Consider the following 22790-nt stretch of genomic DNA (forward strand, 5'->3'; position numbering starts at 1 on the left):
CCGGCATTCTTTCAGGTACACACTTACCGCATTGGCAGATTTTACGACTGCTGCGCAGCCGAACGGGGGCAAGCCCCCTCGCCACAGGATTTCCTTGAACTTGGGTCATGGCTTTGACGCCAGTTTTCTGCCCCGAAAATTGAATGGTCATTTATCAGACTCGCCACTAAAGTGGCATCCGGCCTGTAGAGTAGGACACTCAATCAGCCCCCTTTCCCACGGTGAATCAACGATTGACCCATAACGCCATCCAGCGGCTTTTGCTCAAACGCTTTGCCCTCGCAGCTGGCACCTACGCCCTGGCTTTGCTGCTGCTGTGGCTGGCGTTTTTCACCGGTCACTACCAAGAGTCCGTCACCGGCATGGCGATCGGCAGCGCGTTGGTGGTGCTCAGCCAGGCGGCGTTGTTCGCGGTGTTCTCGAGCGGTCGCAACCTGCGCTGTCCCGACCCGAGCCTGACCGAAGTGCAAATACTGCTGGGGCTGGGTTGGCAAACCTGGCTGATCGCTCATCTGGACGAGGCTCGCGGCGCGTTTCTGGTGTTTTACCCGCTGATTCTGTTGTTCGGGCTGTTTCATCTTTCGCGCACGGCTTTCGCGCGGTGCGCGTTGCTGGTGTTTTTCAGTTTCAGCGCCATCACGTTGTGGGAGGGCTACCACTTTCAGCTGCCCGACCCGACGCTGTCCCTGTTGCAGGTGTGCGTGCTGTTTGTGGTGCTCGTGTGGCTGGTGCTTTACGCCCGTTACGTCCAGATGTCGCGCCAGCGTATGCGTCAGCGGCGGTTCGCCCTGCAGGCGCATCAAGACACCCTGCGCGGAATGATGCGCCAGCTCGAAGGCCTGGTGGCGACCGACGAACTCACCGGGCTGTTCAACCGCCGACATTTCCTGCGCCTGGCCTCCCGCGAGTTGAACGCCATGGAAGCCGATGTGGTGCATGGCCTGGCGTTGATCGACCTCGACCACTTCAAACGCATCAACGATGTTCACGGCCATGCCGCCGGCGATCAGGTGTTGCAAGCGTTCGCCGGGGTGGCCACTGCCTGCCTGCGCGATGGCGATGTTCTGGCCCGCTATGGCGGCGAAGAGTTCGTGGTGTTGTTGCCCGATTGCGATGCCGAGCGCCTGACGGCATGTTGCGAGCGGTTGCGCATTGCCTTCATGGATGTCGAGTTGGTCGGCCTGAATGTGCGCCACCTCAGCCTGTCGGCGGGCATGACCTTGTTGGCGCTTGGCGACGATCTGGATGACGCCTTGCACCGCGCCGATCAGGCGCTGTATCGCGCCAAGCGTGACGGCCGTAACCGTTGCGCGGCGGCCTGGGAGAATGTTGATGCCTGAGTTACGGGTCGGCGAACACCAATGGGCGGTGGCGGCGGGAAGCAACCTGCTCGATGCCTTGAATCAGAATGGCGTATCGGTGCCCTATAGCTGCCGCGCCGGCAGTTGCCATGCGTGCCTGGTCAAGTGTGTCGAAGGCTTGCCCAGCGACAACCGTCCCGATGCCTTGAGCCATGAGCAGCGTCAGCAGGGGTGGCGGCTGGCCTGTCAGTGCCAGGTGATCGAGGATCTGCAAGTCGAAACCTTTGACCCGCTGCGTGATGGTCTTGCTGCGCAGGTGGCCGCCAGCGATTGGCTGAGCTCCAGCGTTTTGCGTTTACGCCTGACCTGCGAGCGACCATTGCGCTATCAGGCGGGGCAGCATCTGGTGTTGTGGGCGGGTCAGGTGGCGCGGCCGTATTCCCTGGCCAGTCTGCCGCAGGAAGACCGATTTCTGGAGTTCCACCTCGATTGCCGCCAACCGGGGGCATTCAGTGATGCGGCGCGTCGCTTGAAAATCGGCGATCCAATTCGCCTCGGTGAGTTGCGCGGCGGGGCGTTGCATTACGACCCGGACTGGCACACCCGACCGCTGTGGTTATTGGCGGCCGGGACCGGTCTGGGGCCGTTGTTCGGTATCTTGCGCGAAGCATTGCGTCAGGATCACCAGGGCCCCATCCGCGTCATTCACCTGGCCCATGATGCGGGTGAGCATTATCTGGCCAAACCCCTGCAAGCCATGGCCGCCAGCCGTCCGAACCTGAGCGTCGAGCTGTGGACGGCGGCCGAGTTGCCCGCGGCTTTGGCACAACTGCGCCTTGTTTCGCGGCAAACCCTGGCCTTAGTCTGCGGGGCTCCCGACAGTGTCGACGCCTTTGCCCGGCGCCTGTACCTGGCCGGTTTGCCGCGCAATCAACTGCTGGCGGATGTCTTTCTACCCCGTGGTTGAGCGCTGATTTCTGTGGCTCGCTCGCCACAGTTGATCCTCTCAGATCAGGACTCACCATGCCCGATACCATCCGATTTGAACGCGAGCGCGGCCTGCTGACCCTGCGCATCAATCGCCCCGAGAAGAAAAACGCCCTGACTCGCGCCATGTACAGCCACCTGGCCGAGGCCTTGAAGCAAGTCGATACCGACCCCGAAATCAATGCGGTGCTGATCACCGGTGGCGTTGAGTGTTTCACCGCCGGCAACGACATCCTTGATTTCCTTCAGCAACCCCCGAGCAACCTCGACAGCCCGGTGTTCCACTTCATGCTCAATTTGCTGGAGTGTCGTAAACCGGTGATCGCCGCCGTGGCCGGTGCGGCGGTGGGGATCGGCACGACGATGCTGCTGCATTGCGATCTGGTTTACGTCAGCTCCGACGCCCGGTTACGCATGCCGTTCGTCAACCTCGGGTTATGCCCGGAGTTCGGCTCCAGCCTGATCCTGCCGCGCTTGCTCGGCCATGCCAAAGCCGCACAGTTGTTGTTGCTCGGCGAAGCGTTCAGTGGTGAACAGGCTGCAGCGTGGGGGATAGCGACTGAAGCCTTGGACAGCGGCGAAGCGGTGTTGGCCAAGGCGCGGGAGATGGCGTTGCGGTTTGAATCGCTGCCATCAGAGGCGGTGCGCATCAGCAAGCAATTGATGAAAGCGCCGGATCGGGAACAGATACGCAAGGTGATAGAAGAAGAGGGGGCGTTGTTCACCCAGCGGCTGCGTTCGCCGGAAGCGATGGCGGCGTTGTCGGGGTTTATCAACAGGCATTGAATTTGCGGTGGCCGGGCGGGCCTCTTCGCGGGCAAGCCTCGCTCCTACAGGTTTTGTGTTGAACGCCGATTTTGTGGGCGCCCGCAATCCCTGTAGGAGCGAGGCTTGCCCGCGAAGGCGTCAACCCAGACAACACATTTTTCAGGATCAAAAACCAAAAAGCCCCGCCATTCACATGGCGGGGCTTTTGTTTTTCAGCGAGCGATCACTCAGACCTGCGGGTCGCCCACGTGCAGGATCTTCATGCCGTTGGTGCCGCCGGTGGTGTGGTAGCTGTCGCCCTTGGTCAGGATGACCCAGTCGCCTTTTTCCACGACGCCACGCTTGACCAGCTCGTCGATCGCCTTCTGGCTGACTTCATGCGGTTCCAGCGAAGCCGGATCGAACGGGATGGTGTACACGCCACGGAACATTGCCGCGCGCGCCTGGGTCTCGCGGTGTGGCGAGTAGGCATAGATCGGCACCGAGGAGCGGATGCGCGACATGATCAGCGGGGTGTAGCCACTTTCGGTCAGGGCGATGATCGCCTTGACGCCCGGGAAGTGGTTGGCGGTGTACATGGTCGCCAGCGCAATACTCTCGTCGCAACGGGTGAATTCCTTGCCGATGCGGTGGCTGGAGGTCTTGCCGGTCGGGTGCTTTTCAGCGCCGATGCAGATGCGCGCCATGGCCTGTACGGCTTCCAGCGGGTACAAACCTGCAGCACTTTCGGCCGAGAGCATCACGGCGTCGGTGTAGTCGAGCACGGCGTTGGCTACGTCGGACACTTCGGCGCGGGTTGGCATCGGGTTCTGGATCATCGACTCCATCATCTGGGTCGCGACGATCACCGCTTTGTTGTGGCGGCGTGCGTGCAGAATGATTTTCTTCTGAATGCCCACCAGCTCGGCGTCGCCGATTTCCACACCCAGGTCACCACGGGCAACCATCACCGCATCGGAGGCTTTGATCAGGCCGTCGAGGGTTTCGTCGTCGGCCACGGCTTCAGCGCGTTCGATCTTCGCCACCAGCCAGGCAGTACCGCCGGCTTCGTCGCGCAGTTGACGGGCGTATTCCATGTCGGCGGCGTCACGCGGGAAGGACACCGCGAGGTAGTCGACTTGCATTTCCGCCGCGAGCTTGATGTCGGCCTTGTCTTTCTCGGTCAGGGCCGGTGCCGTCAGGCCGCCGCCGCGACGGTTGATGCCTTTGTGGTCCGACAGCGGGCCGCCGATGGTCACGGTGCAGTGCAGCTCGGTGGCGGTGGCGGTATCGACGCGCATGACCACGCGGCCGTCGTCGAGCAGCAACTCGTCGCCCACGCCGCAGTCTTTCACCAGGTCCGGGTAGTCGATGCCGACCACTTGCTGGTTGCCTTCGGTCAACGGATGGCTGGTAGAGAAGGTGAATTGATCACCGATCTTCAGCTCGATCTTCTTGTTGGCGAATTTGGCGATACGAATTTTCGGGCCTTGCAGGTCACCCAGCAGGGCGACGAAGCGGCCGTGCTTGGCAGCGAGGTCACGCACCAGTTTCGCGCGAGCCTTGTGCTCGTCGGGGGTGCCGTGGGAGAAGTTCAGACGGGCGACGTCCAGGCCAGCCAGAATCAGCTGTTCGAGAACTTCCGGCGAGTTACTGGCCGGGCCAAGGGTAGCGACGATTTTGGTACGACGGACGGACATGCAAAGACTCCTGAGTTCAAGCGCAAGCAGAGGCTACTATGGTCTTTGGGTGTAGTCATTGTTCGTTTGCACTACTTTTTCATGAAGAATCTGGTTATTGCTTTCTTTATTGAAAGCGACAACTTTGCAGCAAGCCGTCCTGAAGATTTCCGCTGATGGGTCGATACAGAGCTCAAGACAGGAGATCCCCCATGCGATTCGTGCTCATTGCCGCCCTTGCCATCAGTGCCCTCAGCGTCACGGGCTGCACCCGTTGGTCGATGAACCATCATTTGAATAATGCCTACAGCGCCTATGAGCGCGGCAACTGCGAGCAAGTGATGCTCGAGCTGTCCAAGGTCGAGCGCGCCAGCCGTGCGCGGCCTTATGTGTGGCCGGAAGTGTCGATGATGCGCGGCCAGTGCCTGGAACGGCAGAAAATGTTTGTCGACGCGGTCCAGACTTACCAGTTCATTATCGCCTCGTACCCGCAAAGCGAATACGCCTACCGCGCCCGTGCCCGCCTGGAAACCTTGCAGAGCCTGGGGCATTACCCGACCCGTAGCGCGGCGGTCGTGAGCCCGACCCGGTTCTGATTGAAGGGTATTCAAAGGCTGGCTGACCGGCGGCGGTGAGCTATAGTCGAATAAATCGGTTTAGAACCTTGTTTCTAATCGAGGTAACACCTGTGATCGGCAGTAGTAAGTGACAGCGGATGGACGGACTGTCGCACCAGGATCGGGGAGAGCGCGGCTTATGCCTATAAAGCAATAGAGCAGGTCCGTTCCGAAGCATTAGTGCGGCCCTGCTTAAGGGCCTTGCGTAGCGAAATCAGCATGTTCACTGACCGCCGGATCGAGCGGCATCAACTGCCGTATTTTCTCAAAGTGTTCAACAGCGTCACCGACAAGCCCATTGGCTTTCTGGGCAATTTGTCCGAGGACGGGCTGATGTTGATCAGTCAGTTGCCGTTGATGGTGGGCGCCGACTTTAATCTGCGCCTGAAAATCCCCATGGATGGCCATTGTCAGCAGGTCATCGACCTCAACGCCTGCTGCCTGTGGTGTCACGAGGACGCAACCCCCCACCACTACGACGCCGGCTTCAGCCTGCAACGGGCACCGCCGGAATATGGGCAATTGGTCGGGGCGTTGAAGCAGTACTTCAGTTTTCAGCCGTTGCCTGCTTCGGCCTGAAGGCTGCGGCGCTTTCACTATTGCCATCGCGGGCAAGCCCGCTCCCACATTTTCGGCGGTGTTCACCTATTGTGTGTTCACCGAAGATCCCTGTGGGAGCGGGCTTGCCCGCGATGGCGTCAGACCATTCAGCCAATATTCAAAGGCTAGGCTGTAGCAATCGCCCGTTCGATATCCAGCGACCTCTCCGCCAGCATCAACCCCATCTCACTCATCTGATAAATCGCCATCGCCAGATGCCGCTGCTTGTCGTCCAGGCTTTCTGCCAGATCGAGCAACAGAATGCTGACCGAGGAAAAGGTTTCGTAGGTCTGGATGATGAGGGCTTCGGGGTTTGCATCGGGTACGACGGTGAACATTTTCATGGATCGTTCCTCGGTGGTGCGTTCTTCGGCAAAGCACGGTTTAGTGTTTTCCCGTTTGAGATAGTGATCGAGGGCCCTGTCGGCAGCTTCGTGGAGTTTTTTCGAGTCGAGGGTGCTGTAGGGCGAACTGGAGGTGGTTTTGAGTGGGTTGGGTCGGGGCGTTATCACGGTTAACTCCTTGTTGGGGCTGCCACCGATTCGGAAATAACGAAAGGGCGGCGATAGGAGAACCTTATGTCGGGACGGACACCACCCACAATCAGACTGGTCGCTGATATTTGTAGGCAGATGCGCTTCATTCTGTAGTCATTAGCGCAGTTACTCGCGAAGCCTGATGGGAGAGGACAACAAGCAGATTACCGGCCATTAACGTCAGTTTTTACATGGCAGAGCTTATTGCCCCTCGTTACTACACGATCAGGAACATCGGGTAATGCCTAGGAGAATCTACAAATATTGAAGGTTAGCTAGTCATTAAGATCAGGCTTTTTGGGGATCTGTGAATTTTTAAAATCGGTGGAGATAGAAATAAGTGCCAAAGAGATAAAATCTTGGTTTACATCTAGCGTTTGTAAGGCGCATCGGATGTTATCCGCTGTTTCGGCAGCCCCTTGCTGCGCCACCCAATTCGATAGCTCCTCTACAGCGGCACACAATGCCAGTTGGTTCTCATTGATCTGCGTTAGCACTGAAGCGAATAGTTTTGCATCGTCCATGATTGATTCCTTGTGATAGAGCTATCAGATTGGTGGGTGGGACTGCTTCTCGTAATTACTCTGGGGTGGGAGCTAGTCATACGTGCTCGCACATCATATTCATATCGTGACATGACTATTTTGTATGGGATTGGCCATTACATCGTTCCAGCTTTTTTCCATCCCATATACCGCGTCACCATCTCGGCGCCCAGTTCTGAGGGCCGAGCATCCAGCACCGGAACACCATGAGCACTCAACTGCTCATGGAGCTCTGCCCGTACATTCATATAATCCACTATCCCGCAATAGGCCAGCGCCTCGGGCAATGTTTGTACCGGCGCGTGCCGCAGACTGTCGAGCACCTCTTCGCGCAGGCTGCCCACCAACACCCGATGCTGACGGCTCAGCCGTTTGACGGCGGTAAGCAATTCTTCGTCGTCTTCATCCCTCAGGTTGGTCACCAGCACCACCAGTGCCCGGCGTTTTTGTCTGGCCAACAACTGGTTGGCGGCGACCAGATAGTCGGCGGGGCATTGTGTGCTGTCGAGATCGTAAACGCTGTTGAGTAACACGTTGAGTTGACCAGTGCCTTTGACCGGGGCTAGGTAGCGCGGCTGATGGCTGGCGAAGGTGCTCAGGCCCACCGCATCGCCCTGACGTAGCGCGACGTAGCTGAGCAACAGGCAGGCATTGAGCGCGTGATCGAAATGCGAAAGTTCGCCGTCCTGGCTGCGCATGCGCCGCCCACAATCAAGCATGAAAATGATCTGCTGATCACGCTCGTCCTCATACTCACGGGCAATCGGTGTGCGCTGGCGTGCCGTAGCTTTCCAGTCGATCTGACGCAGGCTGTCGCCCTCGCGGAATTCGCGCAGTTGATGAAACTCCAGACCCAGACCGCGTCTCTGGCGTTGGCGCACGCCGAGCTGGCTGAGCCAGTTATCCACCGCCAGCAGTTGGCCGCCGTAGAGGCGGGCGAAGTCGGGGTAGACGCGGGTGTTGTCGACTACGTTCAGTAAACGTTTGCCTGACCATAGGCCCATTGGGCTCGGCAGGCTGATTTCGCAGTGGTCGAAGGTGAAGTGGCCGCGCTTGAGTGGGCGCAGGCGATAGCCGATCTGGCTCTGTTGGCCGGGTTGCAGTTCGACGGACAATGGAAGGTGTTCGAAGTCCAGGCCGTGCGGCACATGGTCGAAGATGTGTACGTTCAGCGGTTGAGCAAAGTCGTGCTCGACCTCCAGTCGCACTTCGCCCCATCGACCGAGCGCCAGGCTGCCGGGCATTTGCCGTTGCACGCGGGGCGAGGGCAGGCGTTTTAGGCGGATGGCGTCGAGTGTCGCCAGGGCCAGCAGCGCTAACAGCAATCCCCAGTTGATCGACAACAGGCTAGATGGAACCTCGATGTCCAGTGCCCGCAATGCGCCCAGCACGATGCCGATGGCCAGCAGGACTGCTAGCCAGATCAGCAGAAGCCGGGACGGTTTCATGGTGTGACACCGTGTGGCCTGCTGAAAAGATCGCAGCCTTCGGCAGCTCCTACAGGGGATCGCATTCGGCGTAGGAGCTGCCGCAGGCTGCGATCTTTTCTTGGGGCGACGCGGATCTCGATCACGGTGTTCACAGCCGCGGCGCCGGCACTTGATCGAGCAGTTGCTTGAGCACCTGATCGACTTCCAGCCCTTCGATGTCCAGCTCCGGGGCAATTCGCACACGGTGACGCAGAACGGCCAGCGCGCAGCCTTTGATGTCATCGGGAATCACAAACTCGCCGCCGCGCAACAAGGCCCGCGCGCGGGCGCAACGTACCAGGGCGATTGATGCGCGTGGCCCGGCGCCCAGGGTCAACCCCGGCCAGGTCCGGGTGGTGCGGGCCAGGCGCACGGCGTAATCGAGTACCTGATCGTCCATGGGCAGATCACTGGCAATGCGCTGCAAGGCCAGCACGTCCTTGGCTTGCAACACGGTGCGCAGTGGTTGCACATCAAGCATGTCGGCACGGGTCGAGCGGCTGACCTGGCGCACCATGTCCAATTCCTGATCGGCATCGGGGTAGTCCATGCGCACCTTGAGCATGAAGCGGTCGAGTTCGGCTTCCGGCAACGGGTAAGTGCCTTCCTGTTCGATCGGGTTTTGCGTGGCGAGTACCATGAACGGTTGCGCGATGGGCAGGGCGCGGCCTTCGAGGGTGACTTGGCGTTCCTGCATGGCTTCAAGCAACGCCGCCTGGGTTTTCGCCGGAGCGCGGTTGATCTCATCGGCTAGCAGCAGGTTGGTGAACAACGGCCCTTTGCGCAGTTTGAATTGCTCGGTTTGCAAGTCGTACACCGCGTGCCCGGTGACATCGCTGGGCATCAGGTCCGGGGTGAACTGGATGCGTGCGTATTCACCGCCGAAGCAGCGAGCGAGGGCGCGCACCAACAACGTCTTGCCCAACCCCGGCACGCCTTCGAGCAGTACATGGCCGCCGGCGATCAGGGCGGTGAGCACATCGTCGATCACGATGTTCTGGCCGATCACGGCTTTTTGCAATTCTGTTCTTACCGCTTGGGCCAACTGGCTGGCGCGCTGGCGCTGCTGGGCGGCGTGGGTCTGTGTGCCGGGCTCGATCTCACTCATAAGGCGTTCCTCAAGGTTTGCAGGTGGGCGACCTGACGGCTGAATTCAGCACTGGGTAGCCGCTGCTTCGGTCGCGGGCTCATGGCCTGGCTGATGGCGCGTGTGGGTTGGCCAGTCAGTCGTGCGAGCACCAGCCATTGTTCGGCAACGCCGAGTTGTTCAAAACCGGGATGACGGTGACGGACACGACGCAGGATGTCTTGTTGCAACGCTTGCAACAGGCTGTGCTGACCGTTGTGACGGAGCATGAAATCGGCACTGGCACGCAGGTGTTCCTGAAGCTGGCGGCGGGCTCTGGTGGCCGGCTCCAGCAACGGGCCGTTACGTACGCCAACATGCCAGAACCCGAAAATGATCAAGGCGATCAGGGCCACCAAGGCTTGTGGAAAGTAGCGCCACAGCAAGGTCAGCAAGCTGTCGTGATCGGTATTGAACAGCAGCGTCACGTCAGTGTCGGCCGTCAGGTACCACAGCAGCCAGGCGTTGTCGTACTGGTCGATGGCCGGGGTTTTCCAGAGGTCGGCGTCGGTGACCACTGTTATCGAACCCAGCCCGTGACTCAGCTGCATCATGTGCGTGGCCTTGCCGCTGTTGGCCCAGGCCTGAGCGAGGTTTTTCGGGTCGTCGAGGTGGAACGCGGTATCGAAGCCGGCGTAGGCCGGCGCCTCTTCATTTTCCAGATAGAGCTTGGTCAGTTTGGGGTAGGGGTCGTCGAGGAGATCGGGTGGCGGGTCCTTGAGGTCTTTGCTCAGGAACTGGTGCACCTGCACCCGGTCGAGCAGCAGGTCATTGCTCTGACCGGTCTTCTCATCCCACAGGGCTTCGGCGATGAACAAAAGACGCCCACCGGCCCGGGTCCAGTTCAACACCTGATTCACCTGTCGCGGCGACATATTCGCCCGATCGCCGAGCAACAACAAACTGCGCTGATGAGGTTCGAGGGTCGGCAAGATGTCGAGGCTGTTGGCGTGGTTGACGGTCAGGCCCTGTTTGCGCAGAAAATGCTCGGCCGCCAGATAGGGGTTGGCCTGGGCTTCGGGCGATGGGCCGTGATCGATTTCTGCTGGATAGGGTATGGCCTTGAAGTACAGGTAAACACTCAGCGCGATCACCAGCAGGGCGATGAACGCACCGACCGAAAGCCACAAACGCCGGTTCAACGGACCGCTCCCGGGCCGAACAACGTGCGCCAGCCGTCACAGAGTTCCTGTTGCAAATGCGCGGGGGGCAATCGATGCCCATACGCCATGTTTTGCCAGTGCCCGGTGAGGTTTTTACTAAAGGCCAGCAAGGCAGGTTGTTGCAGTTGTTCGACGCGCTGAAGAACTTCGCCTTCGGTGTCGGCGGGTTTGAGCGCCATGTTGAAGTCGTGCAGCAAGTGGCTGAGCAGGGCGCGATAGAGCAACCCGAGGGCTTCGCGGGGATGGGTCTGCCAGAGGCTTTCGGCGCTGGCGGCGATGTCGGCGGGCAGGGTATCGCGGTTGAGGTCCAGGCCGAACGCCTGCTGGGGTAACGGCCGCGCGACTTTGCGATTTAATGTGGGGCGGCGGCTGACAAAGGCCCGCAGCCAGTCGCGGTAACGCCAGATCAACAGCCCAATGGCGCCGATCACTGTGCTCCACAGCAACACTTCGATCAGGTTGGCCAATACGCCGAAGCGTTGGCTGTCCAGCAAGCTGAACAGCGCCTTCAGCCAAGCGAGCGTTTGACCATCGCCCGCAGTATCGGGGGCGGGTTTGTCTTCGCCAAAACGATAACGCGTGACCGTTTCCTTATTCTTGAAGGGTGGTTGATCGAGGATGGCCTTGATGCTGTCCCGGGATGCCTGGCTGGTCAGTGGCTGGTCGAGCAGGCGCGCAGAGTCCGGTGAGATAACCGGTTCGGCGGCCCAGACGCTTTGCACCGTCGGCACCAGCAGGATCGCGGCCAGCAGTAGCGTGACGACCGAGCTGGTCAAGCGTTGGCGCAATCGGCGAAAGACCAGTTCGATATCCCAGGCTTCCAGCCGCGTGCGCCGGTTCAGATAAAGGCTGAAACCGCAGGCCACATAGATCGGTTCCCAGACAATCAGCACCAGAGCGTAAAAGGTATTGGTCAGGTGTTCCAGCCAGCGCCAGTCCTGGGTGGCGGCGGTGATCAAGGTCTGCCAGCCCCAGTCGAGTTCGACCTGTTGCGGCAAGAGCATGTAGAACAGCACCATCAAGCCGATCCACAGCGCGGTTTCCAGATGTACGCCGATGATCGTCAGCCACTGGGCGGCACCCGCGTTGCGTTGCAGCAGTACACGCAAACGTTGTTGGCGTGCTTCGTCCGCCAGACCTTCGAGTTGCACCACCGGCATCAGAAAACTGCGGCTCAGGCTCAGGCGGCGCCAGGTCAGGCTGGCCAGCAATTGTGGCCTGAGCAGGCGCGGCCATTGGCGCAGGGCCTGTTTCAGCGTGGGCGTTTCGCCAAACATGGCTTTGGACAGGATGTACAGCGGCAGCCGATCGAACGCCGGTTTGAGCCACCAGAACAGGAACACGGCAAGGGAGGGGGAATCCCACAGCAGCAAGGTGAGCAGGGCGAAGATCGGCAAGGTCATGATGGCCCAACTGGTCATCAACAGGCGTCGATGACGCTGGCTCAGCAGCACTCCCAGGTCCATGGCTTCCCAGGTCGTGCGCGGGCGGATCACCACACTGGCATCACTCAGGCGCATGGCGAGTCCGTCCGGCAAACAGCAGATAAGTCACCACCAACAACCAGAGCGCCGCGCCGACCAGGTATTTGGTCAACGGCGCGAGCCCGGTCCGCGACGACCAGTAGGCTTCGATAAACGCCGCAATCAGCAGAAACAGCATGACCCCACAAATCAGCAACACGCTCTTGCGCGCCGCCAGTCGCAAGGCCTCGGCGCGGGGCAAACGTCCCGGCGCGATCAAAGCCCAGCCCAGTTGCAGGCCTGCGGCGCCGGCCAGGGCGATGGCACTCAGTTCGAAGGCGCCATGGCCGATCACGAACGACCAGAAGGTTTGCCCATAGCCGATGTGCGTCAGGTGCCCGGCCACCGCACCGATCATCAAACCGTTGAAGAACAGGAAAAACGCGCTGCCCAGGCCAAACAGCAAACCGCTGGCGAAGGTCTGAAAAGCAATGCCGATGTTGTGCATGATGTAGTAACCGAACATCACCCAGTCTTCACTGGCTGCCCGTTCGGCCGAACGTCCCAGGTGGCCGGCGACCGGGTCGTACATGCTTTGCATCTCACTGACCTGCTCGGCCGGGATCAGGTTGTAGACCAGCTCCGGGAACAGATACACCAGCAACGCGATGCCGATCAGGCTGCCAAAAAACAACAGGCTGGCGGCAAGCACGAAACGCCACTGCTCACGCACCAGTCGCGGGAAATCGGCGAGGATGAAACTCAACACGTTGGCACCCAGTCGACTGCGATGCCGATAAAGTTGTTGATGCCCGCGCAGGACCTGTTGCTGCAATGAATCGATCAGGAAACTGCTGTAGCCGCGCTCCTGAGCCAAGGCCAGGTGTTGGCAGAGCCGTCGATAGTCACTGGGGAAACTGGCGACTCCTGAGGCGCTCCGGCCTCGTTCCAGCCGTTCAAGCATGAGTGCAAACTGCTCCCATTCGGTGCTGTGGCGACTTTCGAAAAGGCTTTGCTTCATGTGGGGCCCAACAGTCCACGGGCGATGCCATTGAGTTCGGCCCTCGCCTGTGGCGTCGGTACCTGCAACGGTTGCGCGAGTATCGAGGCTAGCTCGTTGGCCCGCGCCTCGGAGAGTTCACCCTGGCGTTCGGCAAACCCGAGGATGGCGCGTTGCTCGGTCAGCGTCAGCGCGAAGGCTGCGCGCCGCGGTGGAACGTCGGGCAGTTGCGGTCGGGTGAGCGGTTGTTCGCGGTAGATCACCAGCGTACCGGCGGCCAGGTCGCCGAGGCGTTTGAAGGAGGGATGTTGCAGGCAACTGATCGCCCCGAGAAAGTAGCCGAACGGCAACATATCGACAAACCGCAGCAGGTTGCGCAGCAAGGACGCGGACCAGCCGATCGGCGTGCCATCGTCATGAACGACGCGCAACCCCATCCATTGCTTGCCCGGTGAGCGGCCCTGATTGAGCACTTCGAACAGCACCATGTACCACCAGCTCACCACGAACAGCAGAATCGAACCCAGCCCGGCGCCCAGTTTTCCCAGAAATGCCAACACAATAAACAGCAGGCCCACAATCACCCCGCGCAGGCCCAGGTCGATGGCGAACGCCAGCGCACGTACCATCAACCCGGCCGGGCGCAGCGGCAAGTCGATGCCTTCGGGCGTTTCGACGTGATACCGCGTGTCCAGTGGCGGGGCCAGCGTCGCGTTCCTTTGCAGTGCTGTGGTCTCGAGCATGGGCAACCTTGATGTGGCCTGGTCCGGATTCGATCTCCGTTCGATGCTAGCAGCCTCTTGGGTGAAAACGACATAACTATGTATTGCACGGTGCGTGGTCAGAGATGATTGAATGACAAGATTCTGGTCGGGGCGGTATATGTGCGCCTAGACTTCGCCGGTCTTCAGTTCAGGAACAACCCGTGACCTCGATCTTCTGGTACGACTATGAAACCACTGGCATCAACCCCCGTTGCGACCGCCCGCTGCAAGTGGCGGGGATTCGCACCGACTTCGATCTCAATGAAATAGACGAACCGGTCAACCTTTATTGCCAGCCCAGTGACGACATCCTGCCTCATCCGGCGGCGTGCGCGATCACCGGTATTACACCCGGGCGTCTGGCCGAGCAAGGTTTGAGCGAAGCCGATTTCATGACGCGGGTTCATGCCCAGCTCGCGGCGCCCGGCACCTGTGGGGCCGGGTACAACACGCTGCGTTTTGACGACGAGATGACCCGCTACAGCCTGTATCGAAACTTCTTCGACCCCTACGCGCGGGAATGGCAGGGCGGCAACAGCCGCTGGGACCTGATCGATGTGGTGCGCGCAGCGTATGCCTTGCGTCCCGATGGCCTCGTCTGGCCCAAGGACGACGAAGGGCGAGTCACGCTCAAACTCGAACGTCTGACCGCTGCCAATGGCATCGATCACGGGCATGCACACGAGGCGCTGTCAGATGTTCGCGCCACCATCGCCCTGGCGCGCCTGATTCGGGAAAAACAGCCGAAGTTGTATGACTGGCTGTTTCAATTGCGCAGCAAACAAAAGGTGATGGATCAAATTCGGCTGTTACAGCCGATGGTGCATATTTCCGGGCGCTTTTCGGCGGCCCGCCACTATGTGGGTGTGGTGCTGCCGTTGGCTTGGCATCCCCGTAATCGCAACGCGCTGATTGTCTGTGACCTGCACCTGGACCCTCAGGGGTTGCTCGACCTGGATGCCGAAACCTTGCGTCAGCGGCTTTATACCCGCCGCGATGACTTGGCCGAAGGTGAGCTGCCGGTGCCGCTCAAGCTCATACACATCAACAAGTGCCCGGTAGTGGCGCCGTTATCGGTACTTCGTCCTCTGGATCAGCAACGTTTGGGGCTGGATATGGCGCTTTATCAGGAGCGGGCGCTGCGGCTAAGTGACGCACAACAAGTTTGGCGAGATAAAGTGTCGGACATTTACTCCAGCGACGATTTTTCTCCGAGCCAAGACCCCGAGCAACAGTTGTACGACGGTTTTATCGGTGATCGGGACCGGCGTCTATGTGAGCAAGTCAGAGCCGCCGACCCTGCGCAATTAGCACAAGAACAGTGGCCTTTCGATGATGAGCGTTTGCCTGAATTATTGTTTCGTTATCGCGCACGCAACTTTCCCGATACGTTGAGCCTAGAAGAGCAAGAACGCTGGCGAATATTCTGTCAGAAACGTTTGTGTGCGCCTGAATGGGGCGCGCCAAATACGCTGGATAGTTTTCTGGAGGTGGCTGCTCAATTGAAGACTAGTGCTACATCGTTTCAGCGAGAGGTTCTGGATGAATGGCAGAATCATGTCCAGGCATTACGCAAACGTTTGAGTCTTTGAAGACGAGAATAAGCTGTGCTTGAATTCCAGGCATAAAAAAACGCCAGCATTTGCTGGCGTTCTTTTGGTCGCGGATCAGTCTGCGACACGCTTGCGGCTTAGCCCAGCAGGGTAGCCCAGCTTTCAACCACGTCACCGCCCCACTTGGCTTTCCACTCTTTCAGAGTCTTGTGGTTGCCACCTTTGGTTTCGATGACTTCGCCGTTGTGCGGGTTTTTGTATTGTTTAACTTTGCGAGCACGCTTGGTGCCGGTAGTTTTTACTGCGCCGCCACGTGGAGCCTTGGTTTTGGACTCTGGATCCAACAGCGCGATGATGTCACGCAGGGATTTGGAGTATTCGCCCATCAGGGTGCGCAGTTTGCCTTCGAATTCCAGCTCGGTTTGCAGTTTGTCGTCTTGGGACAGATTCTTCAAACGGGCTTGCAGCTCTTTGATAGCTTCTTCGGTGGCGCGATATTCGTTGATCAAGGACATGAGGACTACCTTATGTTGGGCGCTGGATGACAGGGTGACAGTGCGACAATAATAGTCAGGGTGTTTCATCAAGTAAACATTTAACCGGAGTTTTATTTAAATTAGTTGCGGAACAGGACACACATTGGAGGGGCAGTTAAATAGCGTCACAAATATTCACAGTTGACCTCTTGAAGATTGCCCACAAGAACACCATCGCGTGGGGCAGCCTGGTGCTTGCAGAACCTGTACCGGCCCTGCGGGCAAAGCCATACGTCATCAATACTGCAGTTTTGCTGCACAATCGCTAGAATAGCGGCCTTTGCGAAGTTCTGGAGTTTCCCCCTCATGCGCACTTTTCGGCTGGTGATTGCTTGCCCGGACCGCGTCGGCATCGTTGCTAAAGTCAGTAACTTTCTGGCGTCACATAACGGCTGGATCACTGAAGCGAGCCATCACTCGGATAATCTCAGTGGCTGGTTCTTCATGCGTCACGAAATTCGTGCCGATTCGCTGCCTTTCGGTATCGAAGCCTTTCGCGAAGCGTTTGCACCGATTGCCGAAGAGTTTTCGATGGACTGGCGCATCACCGACACCGAGCAGAAGAAACGTGTGGTGTTGATGGCCAGCCGCGAATCCCACTGCCTGGCCGACTTGCTGCACCGCTGGCACAGCGATGAACTGGACTGTGAAATCGCCTGCGTAATTTCCAACCATGATGATTTGCGCAGCATGGTCGAGTGGCACGGTATTCCTTACTACCATGTCCCGGTCAATCCACAGAACAAGGAGCCGGCCTTCGCCGAAGTCTCGCGTCTGGTTAAACAGCACGAGGCCGAAGTGGTGGTACTTGCCCGTTATATGCAGATTCTGCCGCCTGAGTTGTGCAGCGAATATGCCCATAAAGTCATCAATATTCATCACAGCTTCTTGCCGTCGTTCGTCGGTGCCAAGCCGTATCACCAGGCTTCGATGCGCGGTGTGAAGTTGATCGGCGCTACTTGCCACTATGTCACCGAAGAGCTGGACGCCGGTCCGATAATCGAGCAGGACGTGGTGCGCGTGAGTCACAGCGACAGCATTGAAGACATGGTGCGCTTCGGCCGTGATGTCGAGAAAATGGTGCTGGCCCGTGGTCTGCGTTATCACCTGGAAGACCGGTTGCTGGTGCATGGCAACAAAACCGTCGTGTTCTGATAGCTGTACGGTTGAAATTCGAAGGGCCTGGGCGTTCAATCGCTTCAGGCCCTTCGCCGTTTTTGCACTGAGAACATGACCATGGCCGATCCACTGGACAAAGCCACTTCCAAAGCACCCGCCACATTGGGTGAGGGCTGTTTGAGTCGCTATGACCCGGATGACCTGAGCCCCGAAGACGGCACGGAGTTTCCCGGTGCCGCCGAATTGTGGGAGCAGTTGCAGGACGATTCTGAGGATGAATCCGGGGACTCCTGAAAAAGATCTTTTAAGCCTGCTTGAACTTCATCAACTTCTTGAGCAACGGCCGCCCAAGCATCAGCAAAAACACCGGGCCACCGACCACCAGATAGAAGTAATAAGTCACTGTCCGCCAGATCAGAATCGCCGCCGCCGCGGTGGATTTCCCGACCATGGGCGCCAGCAGCGCCGCCGATGTCAGTTCCGCCGCCCCGGCACCGCCCGGCAACAGGCTGAACTGCCCGGCACTCAGCGACAGCATCTGGATCAGAAAACACCAGGCCCACTGCAAGTCCACGCCCAGCCCGCGCAATGCCAGATACAACACGCTATAGCGCAAGAGCCAATGCAGGCAGGTCAGTGCAAACACCGTGATCAATGTCTGAAAGGGCAACTTCAGTGTGTCAGTGAACGCCGCCAGGAAGTGCAGGAGCTTTCGCGCCCAGCGCATCCGGGTACTGCCTTTGACATTGAGACGAGCGAGCAACCGACCACTCAGACGAATCAGCGAGCGGTGGTAGCGAGCCGCTAATACGCAACTGAACAACCCGCCGAACATTGAGACGGCGCTGACGGTCAGCAGCCATTCCATGCGCTGACTGAGGTGCTGGAACAGTGCATAAATCAGAATCCCACTCAGCGCGCAGAGAAAAAACAGCAGGTCGCTCAACTGGTCCATGGCGAACACGGCGCTGCCCCTGGCCGGCCGCACGCCGTGACGTGCCAGCAACGCCATGATGGTCAACGGTCCGCCACTGCCGCCGGGGGTGGCGCAGTAGGCGAACTCGGCGGACATCACCACCCCGAGACTTTTGAAGCGACTGATCTTGTCGCGCTGATCCCCCAGCAGCAGGCGCAAGCGCTGGGTGTTGAGCATCCAGCAGAGCAGGATCATGCCGAACATGATCAACAGCCACGTCAATGGAAAGCTTTGCAACCGTGACCATGTCTCTCCGCCACCCAGCAACGACGGGATGAGCACCGCAGCGAGCAGGGCGACGACCAGCAGAATCCCGCGGCTCATGCGGCGCGACCGATGGGGTCGCGTTGCTGTGCCAGCCAGTTGGCCTTGGTCATTGGCACGCGGCCCTCATCGAGCAAGCGCTTGAGGGTTTGCAGCCAGTAGTGGCGCGAGAACTCATGGCGCATGTCCACGGGGTGCAGGCCGAGACGAATCACCGGAGCCTGGCGCCAGCGTTGTTCACGCTGATCGCTGACGATTTTCGACAGGCCTCGACGCCAGGCGCTGCGCGCGCTCCAGACCAGGCACGGGGCATCGATCGCGGTGAAATCCGGCAATCGATACAGATGCTGCGAGTCGCTGGTGTAGCGCAGCGGTACCTGACGCAAGGCTTGGCGGGTGCCTTCGCTCATTAGCCAGGCCGGAGCGACGAAACCTTCCAATGGCCAGTTGTAACGGTGGAACACCTCGATTCCGGCACGCAGGCGGGTGAGGGCGGCTTCCTGTGACAGGTCGTAGAATTCGCCTTCATGGGTGTAGATTCGGCGCATGAACCAGTCTCGGGGAGTGAGGGGGATCGGTCCTTCATCGCAATGAAAGTAACCGTGCAGTGCCAGTTCGTCGCCGCGAGCGACCCGGCGGGTCAGTAAACGTCGAAACGCCGGATAGGCATTCAGGTCGTTATGCTTGTGGAAATCCGGCACCACCAGCCAGGTGATCGGCACCTCACCCAGCGCGTCGACGGCTTCGACGAAGGCTTGGTATTCGGGCCAGGTTTGCGGCGCAACGTCGTGCAGCACCAGTAACAGGCTGGGCGCGTTCATGGGCTCAACCATTGGCGGTCAGTGGCCATTGAGTACCGAGTACGGCGTGATAGTGCCCCAGCAGGCTGTCGACCACGGTGTCCCAGGCGTAATGTTGCTCGACATGGCGGCGGGCTTGTTTGCCCTGCGCGGCGCTGCCCTGACTGAATAGTTCGCGCACAGCGTTGGCCATCGCGGCTGGATTGTTCGGCGCGCAAAGCAGGCCGCATTGATCGGTGACAATTTCCTGAAAAGACCCGGCCGCCACGGCCACCACCGGAATGCCGCAGGCCATGGCTTCGAGGACCACCAGGCCGAAGGTTTCCTGATCACCGGCATGCACCAGCGCATCGGCACTGGCCATCAAACGCGCGACTTGCGCCGCCGGGTAGAACTCATCGAGGACGGTGACATTGCGCGGTACCAGGGTCGGCATTGAGGAGCCCACCAGTAACAGGTGATAGCGACGACCCAGGCGTTTCATGCATTTGAGCAGCACCGGCAGGTTTTTTTCCTTTGATCCACGGCCGGCGAAGATCAGCAGGTGAGTGTTTTCATCGATGCCCAATTCGGCCCGCAAACCTGGATCCCGTGCACTGGGGTTGAACGTTTGCAGGTCGACGCCCAGCGGTTGTACAAAAACGTTCTTCACGCCCAACCCGATCAGTTTATCGGCCATGATTTGACTCGGCGCCAGAACCCGGTCGAAGTTGCCATAGAGTTTGCTGACATAAGCTTCGATATTGGGGGTAACCCAGTTACCCATGCGATTGCTGACCAGCAGCGGCAGGTCCGAATGATAAAAGCCGATCACCGGAACATCGAGTTGCCGCTTGGCGTCTAAAGCAGCCCAGGCAGTCAGATAGGGGTCGCCGACTTCAATCAGATCGGGTTGCAAACCCTGCAGAACATTGCGCCACGGCGCGAGACGGAGGGGGAAGCGATAACCCTTGCCAAAGGGCAAGGCAGGGGCCGGAACCGTGTAAACGCCATCCTGTTCACTCAAATGCGCCCCGGGGATCAGCAAGCTGTGACGAATGCCTGGCTTATTGCCCAGACGACGGTGCTTGGCATCCAGATAAGTGCGCACGCCACCGCTGGCAGGGGCGTAGAACATGGTTATGTCAGCGATATGCACGATGAACATCCCTCCGGGACCGTTGTTCTCCCTTTGGTTGACCTATATGAAGGATAGATGTTCGATTGGGGTTTTGCGGGTGGTGGGGCCGCAGCAAGTCGTGCGGTGTTTGGGCGGACGCTTTCGCGAGCAAGCCCCATCCCACAGGGGGCTGCGCCGAACTCGGACATTGGCAATAAAAAAAGGCGCGAACCTCACGGAACGCGCCTTTTTCAGTAGCGGAGTATCAGCTACCCAGTGCCTTCGACGCCAGCCAGAACAGGCCGGCCGACAGGGCCACGGTGGCTGGCAGGGTCAGGACCCAGGCCAGCAGGATGGTTCTGACGGTGCCGCCTTGCAGGCCGCTTTTGTTCGCGACCATCGTACCGGCCACGCCTGAAGACAGGACGTGTGTGGTGGAAACCGGCAGGCTGAAGATGTTGGCCATGCCGATCATGCACGCGGTGGTGATCTGCGCCGACATGCCTTGGGCGTAAGTCATGCCTTGCTTGCCGATTTTCTCGCCAATGGTCAGTACCACGCGTTTCCAACCGACCATGGTACCCAGGCCGAGGGCCAGGGCGACCGCCAGAATCACCCAGAACGGGGCGTATTCGGTGGTGGTGGTCAAGTCCTTGCGCAGCTTGTCCAGGTCAGCTTTTTCACGGGCAGCGAGGCCAGGCAACTTGCTGACTTTTTTCGCCGTGTCGTCCAGGCAGAGCAGGTAACGACGCACTTCGATGCGGCTTTCCGACGGCAGCGAGTGGTAGTCGGCTACACCCTTGAGGGTGTCGAGCAGGGCGGCGATGGTCGGTTCAGTCTGTTGCGGGTTGCAACGGAATTTCTCCGGCAGATCACCTTGTACGCTTTTGCCCAGGGCCAGGTATTCACCCAGCGTATCGGCATTGCGCTTGTAGAACTGGCTCAGGTGCAGGGTCGCATCGCGAGTACGTTCGATCTGGTAGGTGGTGCTGTTCAGGTCGAGAACGAACTGCGCCGGCACGATACCGATCAGTACCAACATGATCAGGCCGATACCTTTTTGGCCATCGTTCGAGCCGTGCACGAAGCTGACTGCCATCGCCGAAATCACCAGCACCAGACGGTTCCAGAACGGCGGGTGTTTCTTGTCGTCGATCTTGCGGCGCTGTTCCGGTGTCTTGTGCATCTTGGACAGCGGACGCCACCATTTAAGGCCGATCAGCACCAGGGCTGCGATCAGGAAACCAGCCATCGGCGAGAACACCAGGGACGCACCGATATCGATCGCCTTCTGCCAGTTCACGCCATCGGCCAACGGAATGTCGTTGATCAGGGCGTTGGCGAGGCCGACACCGAGGATCGAACCGATCAGCGTATGAGAGCTGGAGGCAGGGATACCGAAGTACCAGGTGCCCAGGTTCCAGGTGATGGCGGCGGCGAGCAACGAGAACACCATGGCCAGTCCGTGACCGGTGTTCACATTGATCAGCAGTTCTACCGGCAGCAAATGGACGATGGCATACGCCACGCCCACACCGCCCAGCAGCACGCCAAGGAAGTTGAACACACCGGAAAAGAACACCGCCAGATGAGGCGGCATGGCTTTGGTGTAGATAACAGTGGCCACCGCGTTTGCGGTGTCATGAAAGCCGTTGATGAACTCGAAGGCGAGGACAAAGGCCAGGGCGAGCAAGAGGCTCACAAGCACCCAAGCATCCAGTCCGCTGAATAAATCGATCATGAAGGTTTTCTGACCCGGTCGTAAGGGGGCGCGATTATGCCAGAAAAGACTGCTAATCGATGCACTAGCTGCTCATCGGTAACATTCTTCAACGAATTAATTTGTGGCAATCCCTCAGGCACCCGGGTTTTTCAGGGGTTTACAAGTCATTGAATTTACTTGGAAAGGCCGCAGCCACAAGGGTTTCTCCCGACAAGGCGAGAGGCTTGAACGCTTGTGTGAAATATCTGAGAAGAGGGCCGGACAGGAGCCATTTGCCTCATTCAATGGATGAGGGGGACCGCTGCCCGCTTGTAGCGGGCGCGAAAAGCATCATCCATACAACCCGCTTTTAACGGGTGCAGACGCAGGCTCTTGAAAGGATTCAAGCCGAGGCGGTCATGGCTCTTCGGCTTTGAGTTCCTTTTCCATCTTCTGCAATTCCTGGGAGAAGGCCTGGTCCTGAACGGTGGCGCGTTTACGCCAGGGTTTGCGTTCGGGTTCGGGCTGAGCGGCGTAGGTGGTGACTTCCCCGCCGTAAACTTCCTTGTAACGTTGTTCCTGGCGCTCAAGTTCCGCGCGCAGTTCGTCTTTCGTCACAGTGCTACCTGATTGAGTTGAGATTAATTCTGGTGAAACGCGCTGCATCGATTTATTGACCGCGCTCGTTGAAGGGACAATGCCTGACACGGCATCGTTCCCTCGGAGCAATCAATTCGTCCTTGT

General features: G+C 59.1%; 23 protein-coding genes. 8 read left to right on the forward strand and 15 right to left on the reverse strand.

The features are described from left to right. Positions 1-233 precede the first annotated feature (233 nt). The 3 genes from AB7M22_RS02400 to AB7M22_RS02410 are packed head-to-tail and all read left to right on the forward strand — an operon-like array spanning position 234 to position 3074. Positions 234-1340, forward strand: a complete 1107-nt coding sequence (locus AB7M22_RS02400) for a GGDEF domain-containing protein (RefSeq protein WP_454185113.1) — start codon at positions 234-236, stop codon at positions 1338-1340. Continuing rightward, the gene (locus AB7M22_RS02405; RefSeq protein ID WP_454185114.1) at positions 1333-2268 is read left to right on the forward strand and encodes an iron-sulfur-binding ferredoxin reductase; all 936 of its coding nucleotides are present in this window, start codon (positions 1333-1335) and stop codon (positions 2266-2268) included. The genes AB7M22_RS02400 and AB7M22_RS02405 overlap by 8 nt, the downstream gene beginning before the upstream one ends. Positions 2269-2324: 56 nt before the next feature. Further along, positions 2325-3074 (forward strand): enoyl-CoA hydratase-related protein, encoded by a 750-nt coding sequence (locus tag AB7M22_RS02410; RefSeq protein WP_454185115.1) that lies wholly within the window; start codon positions 2325-2327, stop codon positions 3072-3074. Between the two features lie 209 nt (positions 3075-3283). Here AB7M22_RS02410 and pyk read toward each other — a convergent pair whose 3' ends face one another. Then, positions 3284-4735, reverse strand: a complete 1452-nt coding sequence (gene pyk / locus AB7M22_RS02415) for a pyruvate kinase (protein ID WP_008010060.1) — start codon at positions 4733-4735, stop codon at positions 3284-3286. A gap of 191 nt (positions 4736-4926) precedes the next feature. Between pyk and AB7M22_RS02420 the strand changes: the two genes are divergently transcribed. Both AB7M22_RS02420 and AB7M22_RS02425 read left to right on the forward strand, forming a co-directional pair. Continuing rightward, a complete protein-coding gene (locus tag AB7M22_RS02420) occupies positions 4927-5310 on the forward strand; it encodes a tetratricopeptide repeat protein (RefSeq protein WP_007898326.1) in 384 nt (127 codons plus the stop codon). Positions 5311-5550: 240 nt separating this feature from the next. After that, on the forward strand, positions 5551-5910 hold the full coding sequence (locus AB7M22_RS02425) for a PilZ domain-containing protein (protein ID WP_454185116.1): 360 nt from the start codon (positions 5551-5553) through the stop codon (positions 5908-5910). Between the two features lie 146 nt (positions 5911-6056). Here the strand turns inward: AB7M22_RS02425 and AB7M22_RS02430 are convergent, their stop codons facing one another. From AB7M22_RS02430 to AB7M22_RS02465, 8 genes are all read right to left on the reverse strand, one after another. After that, positions 6057-6443, reverse strand: coding sequence for a DUF6124 family protein (locus AB7M22_RS02430; protein ID WP_454185117.1), 387 nt, complete (start codon positions 6441-6443; stop codon positions 6057-6059). Between the two features lie 299 nt (positions 6444-6742). Continuing rightward, positions 6743-6991, reverse strand: a complete 249-nt coding sequence (locus AB7M22_RS02435; protein ID WP_454185118.1) for a hypothetical protein — start codon at positions 6989-6991, stop codon at positions 6743-6745. Between the two features lie 137 nt (positions 6992-7128). Then, positions 7129-8460, reverse strand: a complete 1332-nt coding sequence (locus tag AB7M22_RS02440; RefSeq protein ID WP_007903872.1) for a DUF58 domain-containing protein — start codon at positions 8458-8460, stop codon at positions 7129-7131. 130 nt (positions 8461-8590) lie between these two features. Further along, entirely contained in the window at positions 8591-9589 is a 999-nt protein-coding gene (locus AB7M22_RS02445; RefSeq protein WP_454185119.1) for an AAA family ATPase, read from the reverse strand. Next, complete coding sequence (locus AB7M22_RS02450) at positions 9586-10749, reverse strand: DUF4350 domain-containing protein (RefSeq protein WP_454185120.1); 1164 nt, start codon at positions 10747-10749, stop codon at positions 9586-9588. Before AB7M22_RS02450 ends, AB7M22_RS02445 begins: the two co-directional genes overlap by 4 nt. Then, positions 10746-12290, reverse strand: a complete 1545-nt coding sequence (locus AB7M22_RS02455; protein WP_454185121.1) for a DUF4129 domain-containing protein — start codon at positions 12288-12290, stop codon at positions 10746-10748. The genes AB7M22_RS02450 and AB7M22_RS02455 overlap by 4 nt, the downstream gene beginning before the upstream one ends. Beyond that, on the reverse strand, positions 12277-13254 hold the full coding sequence (locus tag AB7M22_RS02460; RefSeq protein WP_454185122.1) for a stage II sporulation protein M: 978 nt from the start codon (positions 13252-13254) through the stop codon (positions 12277-12279). The genes AB7M22_RS02455 and AB7M22_RS02460 overlap by 14 nt, the downstream gene beginning before the upstream one ends. After that, positions 13251-13976 (reverse strand): RDD family protein, encoded by a 726-nt coding sequence (locus AB7M22_RS02465; RefSeq protein ID WP_454185123.1) that lies wholly within the window; start codon positions 13974-13976, stop codon positions 13251-13253. The genes AB7M22_RS02460 and AB7M22_RS02465 overlap by 4 nt, the downstream gene beginning before the upstream one ends. A gap of 182 nt (positions 13977-14158) precedes the next feature. Here AB7M22_RS02465 and sbcB point away from each other — a divergent pair, with 182 nt between their 5' ends. After that, positions 14159-15589, forward strand: coding sequence for an exodeoxyribonuclease I (sbcB, locus tag AB7M22_RS02470; RefSeq protein ID WP_454185124.1), 1431 nt, complete (start codon positions 14159-14161; stop codon positions 15587-15589). 98 nt (positions 15590-15687) lie between these two features. Here the strand turns inward: sbcB and mvaT are convergent, their stop codons facing one another. Further along, the gene (gene mvaT / locus AB7M22_RS02475) at positions 15688-16065 is read right to left on the reverse strand and encodes a histone-like nucleoid-structuring protein MvaT (protein ID WP_007903853.1); all 378 of its coding nucleotides are present in this window, start codon (positions 16063-16065) and stop codon (positions 15688-15690) included. 327 nt (positions 16066-16392) lie between these two features. On the opposite strand from mvaT, the gene purU reads away from it, so the two are divergent. After that, on the forward strand, positions 16393-17241 hold the full coding sequence (gene purU, locus AB7M22_RS02480) for a formyltetrahydrofolate deformylase (protein WP_454185125.1): 849 nt from the start codon (positions 16393-16395) through the stop codon (positions 17239-17241). A gap of 81 nt (positions 17242-17322) precedes the next feature. After that, positions 17323-17499, forward strand: coding sequence for a hypothetical protein (locus tag AB7M22_RS02485; protein WP_454185126.1), 177 nt, complete (start codon positions 17323-17325; stop codon positions 17497-17499). 10 nt (positions 17500-17509) lie between these two features. On the opposite strand, the gene AB7M22_RS02490 is transcribed toward AB7M22_RS02485, so the two are convergent. The 5 genes from AB7M22_RS02490 to AB7M22_RS02510 form a co-directional block, all read right to left on the reverse strand. Further along, complete coding sequence (locus AB7M22_RS02490; protein WP_454185127.1) at positions 17510-18505, reverse strand: lysylphosphatidylglycerol synthase transmembrane domain-containing protein; 996 nt, start codon at positions 18503-18505, stop codon at positions 17510-17512. Next, on the reverse strand, positions 18502-19278 hold the full coding sequence (locus AB7M22_RS02495) for a DUF2334 domain-containing protein (protein WP_454185128.1): 777 nt from the start codon (positions 19276-19278) through the stop codon (positions 18502-18504). Before AB7M22_RS02495 ends, AB7M22_RS02490 begins: the two co-directional genes overlap by 4 nt. After that, on the reverse strand, positions 19271-20392 hold the full coding sequence (locus tag AB7M22_RS02500; RefSeq protein WP_454185129.1) for a glycosyltransferase family 4 protein: 1122 nt from the start codon (positions 20390-20392) through the stop codon (positions 19271-19273). The genes AB7M22_RS02495 and AB7M22_RS02500 overlap by 8 nt, the downstream gene beginning before the upstream one ends. A 217-nt stretch (positions 20393-20609) precedes the next feature. Further along, on the reverse strand, positions 20610-22085 hold the full coding sequence (locus AB7M22_RS02505; RefSeq protein WP_454185130.1) for an inorganic phosphate transporter: 1476 nt from the start codon (positions 22083-22085) through the stop codon (positions 20610-20612). A gap of 378 nt (positions 22086-22463) precedes the next feature. Further along, positions 22464-22664, reverse strand: coding sequence for a hypothetical protein (locus tag AB7M22_RS02510; protein WP_007903846.1), 201 nt, complete (start codon positions 22662-22664; stop codon positions 22464-22466). Positions 22665-22790: the final 126 nt, after the last annotated feature.

This window comes from Pseudomonas sp. ADAK2 TE3594 (assembly GCF_053628675.1).